Source organism: Streptomyces sp. CB02400, from assembly GCF_001905725.1.
Classification (GTDB): domain Bacteria; phylum Actinomycetota; class Actinomycetes; order Streptomycetales; family Streptomycetaceae; genus Streptomyces; species Streptomyces atrovirens.
In genome coordinates, this window is record NZ_LIWB01000011.1 from 167,512 (window position 1) to 178,018 (window position 10,507).

Sequence of the window (10,507 nt, forward strand, 5' to 3'; positions counted from 1 at the left end):
CACCGGCCCGGAGCTTCTCCGCTCCCGGCCGGCGTCAACCCGTCCACCCAAAACCTTCGCGTCGGCGGGCACAAGGGCGCCTGGCGGGGCGTCCCGGTTCGGTCATCCTTTCGTCCGGCCTGTTCCCGGGCGGTTTCCCGCCCGTTTCCCGGGCCTTTCGGGGAGGCGGAAACTCCGTTGCGCCGCCTCACCAGCATCGCTCAGGATGCCTGCATGAGCACGACGAGCGAGACCGCGCGGCGCGTGGTCACGGCGGCTACGGGGGTGGCGCCGTGAGCGCGCGCCTGCGCGGCATCGCCCGAGAGACCGAGCAGATCGTGGCGGCGGGTGCCTACCGCGCACCCGGCGGCCACGAGGTGTCCGTCGCGGCGGCGATCGAGGCCGCGGCCCGCGGAACGCGGACGTACGGGCCGCAGCCGGTCCCGTTCCCGGCTTTCCGGCCGGCCGGCACCCGGTTCGAGGTCACCGGCGAGAGCAGCCTGGAGGCCGCTCGACGGCTCGCGGACGGTGTGGCCGTACTGAACTTCGCCTCCGCCCGCAACCCCGGCGGGGGATACCTCAACGGCGCCCAGGCCCAGGAGGAGGCCCTGTGCCGCGCCTCCGCGCTGTACACCTGCCTGCTGCGGGCCGCCGGCTTCTACGACCACCACCGCGCCCACCGCGACCCGTTCTACACGGACCGCGTGATCCACTCACCCGCCGTGCCGGTCTTCCGCGACGACCGCGGACGCCTCCTCGACGAGCCGTTCACGGCCGGTTTCCTCACCTCGCCCGCGCCCAACGCGGGCGTGATCCTGCGAACGGCGCCGGAGCGGGCGGACGAGGTGCCGCAGGCCCTGGTGGTACGGGCCGGACGGGTGCTGGAGACCGCGGCCGCCCACGGCTACCGGCGGCTCGTGCTGGGCGCCTGGGGCTGCGGGGTGTTCCGCAACGACCCCGCCCAGGTGGCGGCGGCGTTCCGGTCGCACCTGGAGCCGGGCGGACGCTTCGCGGGCGCCTTCGCACACGTGGTGTTCGGCATCCTGGACCGCACCCGCGACAGCGCGGTCCGCGCCGTGTTCGAGCGGACCTTCGCGGACCTGCTGCCCGGGCCGGCGGACATCAGCTCCAGCCGTACCGCTCCCGCAGCCGCTGACGCACGAGGTTGAACCGCATCCGGTCCAGCGCGCACGCCTCCCGGCGCATGCCCTCCTCGTGCAGCCGCAGCACCCGGTCCACGTCGACCCACGAGTCGCGGCCCGACCGGTCCCACGGCCCGCTGCCGATCGGCACCCACTCCCGGTCCCCGTCGTGCCGCCTGCTCGACAACTGCACGGCGAGGAAACTCCCGGCCGCCTCCCGGGCGACGACGAGCACCGGACGGTCCTTGCCCCGGCCGTCGTTCTCCTCATAGGGCACCCAGGTCCAGACGATCTCCCCGGGGTCGGGGTCACCGTCGTGCGCGGGCGAGTACTCGGTACGCACCCGGCCCACCTCACGGGGCGCGGCCTCGACGGTGGCGTAAGGGCCGTGGCGGCCCGGTGCGTTCTCAGGGCTGAAGGCGGTCACAGGCGTACCGTACGGCACCCCTCACACGGCCGACGGCCCCGGCCACCTCCCGCACCGACGCGGCTCCGCCCCCGACCGCGAGGCCGGGGACACCGGCAGCGGCTCACTGCGCGCCGACCGGTCCGCGAACGACCACCGCCCGGACCCGCAGGTGCCGGTCCCGCCGACGACCACCGCACCGCCCGCCCGCAGCCGCTGCCCGCCACGACCGGCGAAAACTTGCCCCGGCTTCGGTGAGTGCGGCTTGCGTTCGTACGGTCCGGAAGGTGTTCAGGGAGGACCGGGCCACCTCGATCCGTCCTGGCGTCCGCTCGACGAGTGCCCGCGAGGGCACCTTCCCGGCGGCCGGCGCGCGGGCGGTCTCCACGGCAACCTCCGTGGGGCGGTGGGGGACAGCCCCGGCGCGGGCGTCGGCTCGTGCCGGGTCGTGGACGACGGCCTCGGGACCGTTCGGCCGTCCGCGCGGATCGCGGGACCCGGCATCGACGGGCCCGTCGCGGGCCGTGGCCGCGTCCGGGCCCCGGCCGGAGTCGCGCCGCGTGCGCGGTCACCGGTTCAGCCCGGCTCGGGCAGCCCCGTGAGTTCCCGGCCCGTGACCATTTCGGCCTCGATCCGGACGAACACCCCGTCGTGCATCGGCATCCACGAGCGGGGCCCGGTCCGCAGCAGGCGTTCGTGTTCGGCCGGGTCGGTCACCACGGCCGCCCGGCCCGTGACCACCACGCTCCAGCCGGACCGGCTCCCGGCGTCGAAGTCGTCGGCCTCGAAGGCGACCACGACGCCGTCGATCGCCCGGACCAGATCGGACGCGGCGGAGGTGCACAGCACCACGGAGGTGTCCGTGTCCAGGGCGAAGTTGACGGGGAGGACGGCGGGCAGCGCCTGCCGGGTGTAGACGACGCGACCGACCGGCACCTTGGCCAGCAGGCGCAGGCACTCCTGGCGGTCGAGCGACCGGAAACCATCGCTGTGGATCATTCCTCCATCGTCGGCGGCGGACCCCCGCCGGGCTAGGGCCGGACGGCCCTGATGACTCTCGGCCCCGGCACACGAGGCCCCTGCGGGCGGACCTTCGGGGGACGGCCGTCGTACGCCTCCGCTCCCAGCCGTCACGGTCGCGCGCAAGTAAACATGTCTGACCCCCCTGTGCGGGTGGAACCCGGGGGACATGGGCAAGACCGCGCTGATCGTCATCGACATGATCAACACCTACGACCATGCGGACGCCGACCATCTGATCCCGTCCGCCGAGTCGGTCGTACCGGTCGTCTCCGCCCTGCTGGAACGGGCGCGGCGCCGGGACGTGCCGGTGATCTACGTCAACGACAACTTCGGCGAATGGCGCTCCCACCACGGTGAGCTGCTCGACAAGGCCCTGTCGGGACCGCACGCGCGCCTCGTGGAACCGCTGCTGCCGGACGACTCCTCGCTCTTCGTCGTCAAGGCACGGCACTCGGTCTTCTTCGAGACCCCCCTGGGCTATCTGCTCAACCAGCAGGGCATCGACCGGCTCGTGCTGTGCGGCCAGGTCACGGAGCAGTGCATCCTGTACTCGTCGCTCGACGCGCACATCCGCCACTTCGACGTGACCGTCCCCCGTGACGCCGTCGCCCACATCCACGCCGACCTCGCGGACGCCGCCCTGCGGATGATGGAACGCAACATGGGCGCGCGGGTGTGCGACAGCGACGAACTGTGGAACTGACGCGCCGCGCCGCGGATCCGCGGGCCGACACTGGTCCCATGAGCCGTACCCCCGTCCCGCCCCGCGAGGTCCGCCCCTACCTCGACGAGCTGGTCCACCGCACGCGCGCCGTCTGCGGCCCCCACCTGGTGAGCGTCCTCGCCGTCGGATCCCTCGCGCTCGGCGACTACCGGCACGGACGCAGCGACATCGACGTGACCGTCGTGGTGGACCGCTCCCTTCCCCGGCGTGCCCTGCCCGAACTGGCCGGGGCGCTGGCCCACCCCGCCCTGGCCTGCCCCGCGGCCGGACTGGAACTGGTCGTCTACCCGGCCGATTTCGCCGGCCGCCCGTCCGGCGGGGCGGGGTACCTCATGGACCTCAACACCGGACCGTCACTGCCCGAGCGGGTCAGCCACGACCCCGGGGAGGCGCCCGCGTTCTGGTACGTCCTCGACCGTTCCGTCGCCCACCAGGCCGGCCTCCCGCTGTTCGGCGGGCCGGTACGGGACGTGATCGCCGCACCTGAGCGGGCCGACGTGCTCGCCGCGCTCCGCGCCTCCGTGCGGGAACACGCCGGGGGAGAGGGGCACACGGCCGACAACCGGGTGCTCAACGGCTGCCGCTCGGTGGTGTACTGCCGCACCGGTCACTGGTTCGCGAAGCGCGGGGCGGCCGGGATCGTCGCCGCCGCGGAGGCGGAGTTCCGGCCACTGATCACGGACGCGCTGCGCAGCTTCGAACGTCCCCGTGAGTCCGCGCTCGCGCTGCCCGGGGCGGCGGTCGGGGACTTCCTGGCCTGGGTGGCCGACCGCGTGGACGAGGCCGCCGCGGCCGAGGGCGGGCACGACGCCCCGGCCTGACACCCGCCCGCCGTCGTCCCGGTCAACGGCTCGACAGCCGTCGGCCCCGCTGTCTAGGATCTTCGGCGCGGCATCGCGTGTCGGTCACCGGCTGGGTGAGGCATGGAGGCGCCGCGGATGCCCGTGGAGGCATTGCCATCGTGTCAGTCGAGTTCAACCACACCATCGTTCTCACCCGTGACCGGGAGAAGTCCGCCCATTTCCTCGCCCACGTCCTGGGCCTGGAGGTCGGGGAACCGGCCGGAATGTTCCTGCCGGTGACGACCGCCAACGGAGTCACCCTGGACTTCGCGACCGTCGACATCGACATCCCGGCGCAGCACTACGCGTTCCTCGTCTCCGAGGACGAGTTCGACGCGATCCTCACCCGGCTCGTGGACGCCGGGATCCCCGTTCAGGCCGATCCGCACGGCAGGCACCCCCGCCGCATCAACCGCAACGACGGCGGTCGCGGCGTGTACTTCCGGGACCCGGCGGGCCACGGCCTCGAGGCCATCACCCTCCCGTACGGCACCGACCCGGCCTCGCCGCTGAACGGCGTCACCGAGGAGGTTCCCGGAGCCGTGTAGCCGTATAGCCGGGCGAGGGCGGGTGTGCTTCACACGCCCGTCCTCGCCCGGTCGGTTTACGCGGCGCGCAGCGGGCTACGCGACGGACACGGGGAGTCCAGGCCGGCCACGTACCGGGAGGTGCCCATGACCACGCGGATACGGGACGTGATGTCCGCGGACACCGCGTCCGTCGAGCCCATGACGACGGTGGCGCGGGCCGCGCGCCTGATGCGCGAGCAGGACATCGGCGATGTCCTCGTCGCGTACGACTGTGATCTGTTCGGTGTGCTCACCGACCGTGACATCGTGCTGAGGGGTGTTGCCGAGGGGCGCGATCCGGAGGCCACGACGGTCGGTTCCCTGTGTACGCGTCCGCCTCTGGTGACCCTCGATCCCGAGGACACCACCGATCACGCCGTGGAGTTGATGCGGCGGTATGCCGTTCGGCGGCTTCCGGTGGTGGAACGGGGTGGCTGTCCGGTGGGGGTGGTGAGCCTCGGGGATCTCGCCGCGACGGAGGATCCGCACTCCGCCCTGGCGGACATCAGTGCGGCGGCGCCCACCCACTGAGCGCCCACCCACTGAGCGCGGATTCTTCTCGCGCCCCCGCCGCCCCTGCCCTCCCCCACTCTCGGCTTCGCTCGAGCGGGGGGACCCCATCATCCCGGGGGCTCTGCCCCCGGACCCCCGCTCCTCGAACTCCCCCGGAAGGGGCACCCCCAGAGAGGCTGATTCTGCTGTCACCCGTCTACCGTGAGCGCGCACGTCCAGCCGTACGGGCCCGGGTGGATCCTTAGTTCCTCCCAGGCCACGGCCGTCGGCATCCGGCCGGTGACCCGTACGTCCGTCAGCGCGGCCACCGCCAGGCGTATGTCGAGACCGTCGTCGGTCTCGTCCGCCTCCACGTCGACCGGTACCTGGCCGTACTCCTCCAGCCGGTACAGGATCTCGTCCAGCAGCGCCGCCAGCAGATCGTCGTCACTGGCCCCGGCCAGCCGGACGCGGCCGACGCCCGTCGGCCGCACCCCGGAGACGTCGGCGGAGCACTCCACCATCGCCGCCACCGCCTCCGCCAGACAGTTCTCCCGGCTCGCCGCCCACGCCTCGATCCGGAACTCGTCCTCCTGCGCCACCGCCCGGTGCCCGCTCTCGTCCGGCCGCCGCGCCTGCCCGTAGTCGCTCGTGTCACCGACCATGGAACTCGCCTGCCCGACGACCGCGCACCCATGCCGGGCACCGGGCGCTTCGAGTGCCGGAGAGCGGGGTACACGGGTGCGGACCAGGTACTTCAGGTGCCGTCTCCGGTGCGGAGGGAGTGCATCCGCCATGCGGTTCCGTGATCGCCGGCAGGCCGGCCGCGAACTGGCCGCACGACTGCGGGAGAGGCAGGACGAGGGAGCCCTGCCCGACCCCGTCGTGCTGGCCCTGCCCCGCGGCGGTGCCGCCGTGGCCGTCGAGGTCGCCGGGGCACTGGACGCCCCGCTCGACGTCCTCGTCGTACGGAAGATCGGCGCCCCCTTCCACGAGGAGTTCGGCGTCGGCGCGATGGCCGGCGACGGGGTGCCGCTTCTCGACGAGGAGGCCCTGCGGCGGCTGGGCATCGACGAGGCCGACCTCGCGCCCGTCGTCGAGCGCGAGCGCACCGAGCTGCGTCGCCGTGAACAGCGCTACCGCCAGGGCCGTCCGCCTCTCGACCTGCGCGGACGGACCGTGATCGTCGTCGACGACGGGCTGGCGACCGGCTCCACCGCCCGTGCCGCGCTGCGCGCCCTGCGGGCACAGGACCCCGGACACCTCGTGCTGGCCGTTCCGGTCGGCTCGACGGAGGGCGTCGCGCTGATGCGCTCCGAGGCCGACGAGGTGGTGTGTCTGCACGAGCCGGCCGCGTTCATGGCCGTGGGCCAGTGGTACGAGCAGTTCGACCAGTTGACCGACGACGACGTCCTGGACGCGCTGCACCAGAGGCAGCCCCGGTAGGGCCCGTCCGGCGGATCATCCGGGGGCGCGGGATCCGGCACGCCCGGCCGCGCCGTCGTCGCCGGTCGCCGACTCCCCACGCCCGACTGCGCTCGCGCGGGAGGGAACCCCAGCGCGTCGACGTACTCCTCCGCCTCGCGGCCGCACGCACCGGACCCCGCTCCGTCCGGCCGCGAGACGCCGCCGGTCTTCTCCGGTCTGGTCGCCGGGCAGGTTCTGGCCGGGGCTCAGACGACCCTGTCCGCGCGTAGTGCCGCGATTTCTTCGGGGGAGCGGCCCAGTCCTGTTGCGAGGCGTCGCCGGTCTCCTCCGGCCTGGTCGTCGGGCAGGTTCCGGCCGGGGCTCAGACCACTCCGTCCGCGCGCAGTGCCGCGATCTCCTCGGGGGAGCGGCCCAGTTCCGTCAGGATCGCCTCCGTGTGCTCGCCCACGGCCGGTACCGGGTCCATGCGGGTCGGCAGGCCCGCCAAGTCGGCGGGTGGCAGCAGTGCCTCCACGGTTCCGCCCGGTACCGCCACCTCGCGTCGGCGGTCGCGGGCGGCGAGGACCGGGTGGTCGAGGAACGCGGCGACGTCGTTGACCCCGGCGCAGGCGATGCCGATCGCCTCCAGCTCCTCGAGCAGCTCATCGGCGTCCGCGCGGGCGAAGCGTCCGGCGATGACCGCGTTCAGCTCCTCGCGGTGGGCCACCCGGTCGGAGTTGGTGGCGAAGCGCGGATCGTCGGTCAGCTCCGGCCGGCCGAGGAACTCCGCGCACAGGGCCGCCCACTCGCGCTCGTTCTGGACGGAGAACAGCACCTCGCGTCCGTCGGCGGCGCGGTAGGTGCCGTACGGGGCGATGGTGGCGTGCTGCGTGCCCAGGCGCGGGGGCTGGGCGCCGCCGTAGCGGGTGTAGTAGGCGGGCTGGCCCATCCACTCGGCGAGCGCCTCGAACAGGGACACCTCCACCGGGTGTGCCGTGCCGGTGGTCGCGCGGGTGTACAGGGCGGTGAGCACACCGCTGTACGCGTACATCCCGGCGGCGATGTCGGCGACGGAGATCCCGGTACGGGCCGTCTCCTCCGGGGTCCCGGTCAGCGACACCAGCCCGGTCTGGCACTGCATCAGCAGGTCGTACGCCTTGCGGTCGGCCCAGGGGCCGCTCGTGCCGTACCCGGAGATCGTGCAGGGGATCAGCCGGGGGTAGCGGCGGGTCAGCTCGTCGGTGCCGAGGCCGAGGCGGTCGGCGGCGCCCGGCGCGAGGTTCTGCACGAACACGTCGGCGTCCCGGAGCAGCCCGTGCAGGATCGCCCGGCCGCGCGGATCCTTCAGGTCCAGCGTGAGGGATTCCTTGGAGCGGTTGATCCACACGAAGTAGCTGGAGTGGCCGTGCACCGTCGTGTCGTACCGGCGCGCGAAGTCCCCCTCGCCCGGCCGCTCCACCTTGATCACACGGGCACCGAGATCGGCCAGTTGCCGGGTCGCGTAGGGCGCGGCCACCGCCTGCTCCACACTGACCACCGTGACCCCGGACAAGGGGGGTTCGTGCACGTCCGCGCCTCCTGCCTGCTCCGGCCTCGATTAGTAAGGCCGGGGCGGGGCGGCTGTCAACGGCCGCCCCGCCCCGGCCGTTCACCGGCCGGCCCGGCTCCACGGAGCGTCCGCGGGCCTGCTGCGGGAGACGATGCGGGAGACGATGCGGGCGCCGCGGTCGTCGACGGCACGGACCTGGAGCGAACCGCAGCCGCAGCGGGTCCACACCGTGCTGCCCGCCGCGGTGCCGTGCCGGGAGACCACCTGGAACGGCTCGGCGTCGTCCGGCCACCCGCAGTACGGGCAGAACGTGCCGGTCGTGCCCGTGGCGCCGGTCGTGCTGGTCATGGTGACTCCTTGGATCCTCGATCACGTGGGTGCACTGTCGATTGTCGCGACACAGCAAGGGTGCTTCGTCCCCTCCGTGCACGTCCAGGTTGACTTTGTGCACGCCATCGTTAAGCGTGGACTTCATGATTGACCTGCGCAGGCTGCACGTCCTCAGGGCGGTCGCCCACTACGGCACGGTCACCGCGGCCGCCCGCGCGCTGCACTTCACCCCGTCCGCAGCCTCCCAGCAGATCCGTCAGCTCGCCCGCGACCTGGACGTCGACCTGCTGGAACCGCGGGGGCGCGGGGTACGGCTCACCCCGGCCGCCGAGAGCCTGCTGGCGCACGCCGACGCGATCCAGGCGCGCTGGGACCAGGCCGAACTGGACCTGCGCGCCGACCACGGCGCCCCGGCCGGGGTGTTGCGAGTCACAGGGTTCCCGGTGGCGATCTCCGTGCTGCTGGCGCCGATGGCCGCCCGGCTGGGGAAGCGTCATCCGCGGTTGTCGGTGCGGATCGCGGAGGAGGAGGTGACGCGGAGCTTCGACCTGCTCTTCGAGGGGTCCATCGATCTGGCCGTCGTCGAGTCCACCCCGTACAACCCGCCGCTGAGCGACACGCGGTTCGACCAGCAGCCGCTGCTGGACGACCCGTTCGACCTGGTGGTCCCGGCGGGGCATCCGCTGGCCGGGCGCGAGCGGACCGACCTCGCCGAGGCGGCGCGCGAGCCGTGGATCGTGCCGGTGCCGGACAGTCCCTGTCGGCCGCATGTGCTGGCCGCGTGCGGCGCGGCCGGCTTCTCCCCGGACGTCGCCCACCACGCCTGCGACTGGAACGTCACCGCCCATCTCGTCGCCCACGGCCTCGGCGTCGCCCTGATCCCGCGCCTCGCCCGCCTCGCCCCGGACCTGCCGATCACCCGTGTGCGCTGCACCGGCAACCCGCACCGCAGACTGCTGACCTGCACCCGCGGCGGCAGCCACGCCCGCCCGGCGGTCTCCGCCGCCCTGCGGGAACTGCGCGAGCTGGCCCCTACGGCGGTCGCCTGAGAGCGAGGGACGGCGTCCATGCCGCGCGGGCGTCCGTGCGGGGTTGTCGGAGGGCGTTCGTACGGGACCGTCGGGGGTGTCCGTACAGGGCCGCCGGGGGAGGCGCCGGCAGGGGCCGTCCACCGGCGGACCGGCGTTCAGGCCGGCGCTTCACCGCCCCGGAGCCCCCGCCCGCAGCCCGTCCATGACCAGGTCCAGCAGCCGGGTGGCGCGCGGCTGCCAGTCCTCGGCCGGGTCGAGCTGCCAGAGGCCGCCGATGGCGAGGACGAGGTCGTCCGCGGTCACCCCCGGGCGGATGGATCCGGCCTCCTCGCAACTGCGCAGCAGGAGTTCCGCCGCCTCGGTCACCGGGCTGTGCCCCGGCTTCGCCGGGCTCCCCGGTCCGCTGGTGGCCTGCCGGATGGCGTCGGCCAGCCCGGCCTTGGCCATGGCGAAGCGGGCCAGCCCGTCCATCCACTCGCGCAGCGCGCGGTCGGGCTCCCGCGTGCTCAGCAACTGCGCCGCGCTGTCCGCCACCTGCCGCATCTCGTACCGGTAGATCTCCAGGACGAGTGCCTCACGGCTGGGGAAGTTCCGGTAGAACGTGCCCTGACCGACGCCCGCCTTCTTGGCGATCACGCTCAGCGGGGTGTCCGCCGAGCGCGTGAGTTCGGCGAGGGCCACCTCCAGGATGCGCTCGCGGTTGCGCTGCGCGTCCGAGCGCAGGGGTGCCGCCGTGCTCCGCGGTGTCCGCGCGCACGGGGACGCTTCCTTCCTGTGTCCCACTGGTCCTCCTCCCGGGCCGTGACCGAAACCCGTCCTTGCTAACCGGACAGCTGTCCACTACGTTTTCGGAGGTAACGGACAGCTGTCCGCTTCGGGTCCATCGTATCGGCGGACACGGACGGCGCGGGACACCCGGTGGCATGCCCCCCGATGACCGGTGTGTTCCCGGCCCGTCCCCCTCCTCCGCATGGTCCCGAACGCCCCACATTCCGTACAGCCCCATGTCATCG

13 protein-coding genes are annotated in these 10,507 nt (G+C 73.4%); 7 read left to right on the forward strand and 6 right to left on the reverse strand.

Annotation, left to right across the window (positions count from 1 at the left end; genetic code table 11):
- Positions 1 to 272: 272 nt before the first annotated feature.
- Positions 273 to 1,148: a TIGR02452 family protein gene (locus tag AMK33_RS25300; RefSeq protein WP_073935247.1), complete on the forward strand. Its 876-nt coding sequence runs from the start codon at positions 273 to 275 to the stop codon at positions 1,146 to 1,148.
- Here AMK33_RS25300 and AMK33_RS25305 read toward each other — a convergent pair.
- Positions 1,102 to 1,548, reverse strand: a complete 447-nt coding sequence (locus tag AMK33_RS25305) for a type II toxin-antitoxin system PemK/MazF family toxin (protein WP_030863986.1) — start codon at positions 1,546 to 1,548, stop codon at positions 1,102 to 1,104. The two genes, AMK33_RS25300 and AMK33_RS25305, sit on opposite strands and share 47 nt — an antisense overlap.
- Before the next feature lie 555 nt (positions 1,549 to 2,103).
- Positions 2,104 to 2,526 carry a pyridoxamine 5'-phosphate oxidase family protein gene (locus tag AMK33_RS25310; RefSeq protein ID WP_073935248.1) on the reverse strand — a complete coding sequence of 141 codons (423 nt, stop codon included), beginning with the start codon at positions 2,524 to 2,526 and terminating at the stop codon, positions 2,104 to 2,106.
- A gap of 190 nt (positions 2,527 to 2,716) precedes the next feature.
- Here AMK33_RS25310 and AMK33_RS25315 point away from each other — a divergent pair, with 190 nt between their 5' ends.
- From AMK33_RS25315 to AMK33_RS25330, 4 genes are all read left to right on the forward strand, one after another.
- Positions 2,717 to 3,253: a cysteine hydrolase family protein gene (locus AMK33_RS25315; RefSeq protein ID WP_073935249.1), complete on the forward strand. Its 537-nt coding sequence runs from the start codon at positions 2,717 to 2,719 to the stop codon at positions 3,251 to 3,253.
- Between the two features lie 38 nt (positions 3,254 to 3,291).
- Positions 3,292 to 4,095 carry a nucleotidyltransferase domain-containing protein gene (locus AMK33_RS25320; protein ID WP_073935250.1) on the forward strand — a complete coding sequence of 268 codons (804 nt, stop codon included), beginning with the start codon at positions 3,292 to 3,294 and terminating at the stop codon, positions 4,093 to 4,095.
- A 140-nt stretch (positions 4,096 to 4,235) separates the two neighbouring features.
- Positions 4,236 to 4,664, forward strand: coding sequence for a VOC family protein (locus tag AMK33_RS25325; protein WP_073935251.1), 429 nt, complete (start codon positions 4,236 to 4,238; stop codon positions 4,662 to 4,664).
- A 126-nt stretch (positions 4,665 to 4,790) separates the two neighbouring features.
- The gene (locus tag AMK33_RS25330; RefSeq protein ID WP_073935367.1) at positions 4,791 to 5,216 is read left to right on the forward strand and encodes a CBS domain-containing protein; all 426 of its coding nucleotides are present in this window, start codon (positions 4,791 to 4,793) and stop codon (positions 5,214 to 5,216) included.
- 170 nt (positions 5,217 to 5,386) lie between these two features.
- Here the strand turns inward: AMK33_RS25330 and AMK33_RS25335 are convergent, their stop codons facing one another.
- A complete protein-coding gene (locus AMK33_RS25335; protein WP_073935252.1) occupies positions 5,387 to 5,842 on the reverse strand; it encodes an archease in 456 nt (151 codons plus the stop codon).
- A gap of 130 nt (positions 5,843 to 5,972) precedes the next feature.
- Here AMK33_RS25335 and AMK33_RS25340 point away from each other — a divergent pair, with 130 nt between their 5' ends.
- Positions 5,973 to 6,623 carry a phosphoribosyltransferase gene (locus tag AMK33_RS25340; protein ID WP_073935253.1) on the forward strand — a complete coding sequence of 217 codons (651 nt, stop codon included), beginning with the start codon at positions 5,973 to 5,975 and terminating at the stop codon, positions 6,621 to 6,623.
- 343 nt (positions 6,624 to 6,966) lie between these two features.
- On the opposite strand, the gene AMK33_RS25345 is transcribed toward AMK33_RS25340, so the two are convergent.
- Together AMK33_RS25345 and AMK33_RS25350 are read right to left on the reverse strand one after the other, a co-directional pair.
- Positions 6,967 to 8,151 (reverse strand): CaiB/BaiF CoA transferase family protein, encoded by a 1,185-nt coding sequence (locus tag AMK33_RS25345; protein WP_073935254.1) that lies wholly within the window; start codon positions 8,149 to 8,151, stop codon positions 6,967 to 6,969.
- 81 nt (positions 8,152 to 8,232) lie between these two features.
- Positions 8,233 to 8,481 (reverse strand): hypothetical protein, encoded by a 249-nt coding sequence (locus AMK33_RS25350; RefSeq protein WP_073935255.1) that lies wholly within the window; start codon positions 8,479 to 8,481, stop codon positions 8,233 to 8,235.
- Positions 8,482 to 8,606: 125 nt separating this feature from the next.
- Here AMK33_RS25350 and AMK33_RS25355 point away from each other — a divergent pair, with 125 nt between their 5' ends.
- Positions 8,607 to 9,512: a LysR family transcriptional regulator gene (locus AMK33_RS25355; protein ID WP_073935368.1), complete on the forward strand. Its 906-nt coding sequence runs from the start codon at positions 8,607 to 8,609 to the stop codon at positions 9,510 to 9,512.
- Positions 9,513 to 9,662: 150 nt separating this feature from the next.
- Here the strand turns inward: AMK33_RS25355 and AMK33_RS25360 are convergent, their stop codons facing one another.
- The gene (locus AMK33_RS25360; RefSeq protein ID WP_073935256.1) at positions 9,663 to 10,277 is read right to left on the reverse strand and encodes a TetR/AcrR family transcriptional regulator; all 615 of its coding nucleotides are present in this window, start codon (positions 10,275 to 10,277) and stop codon (positions 9,663 to 9,665) included.
- Positions 10,278 to 10,507 lie beyond the last annotated feature (230 nt).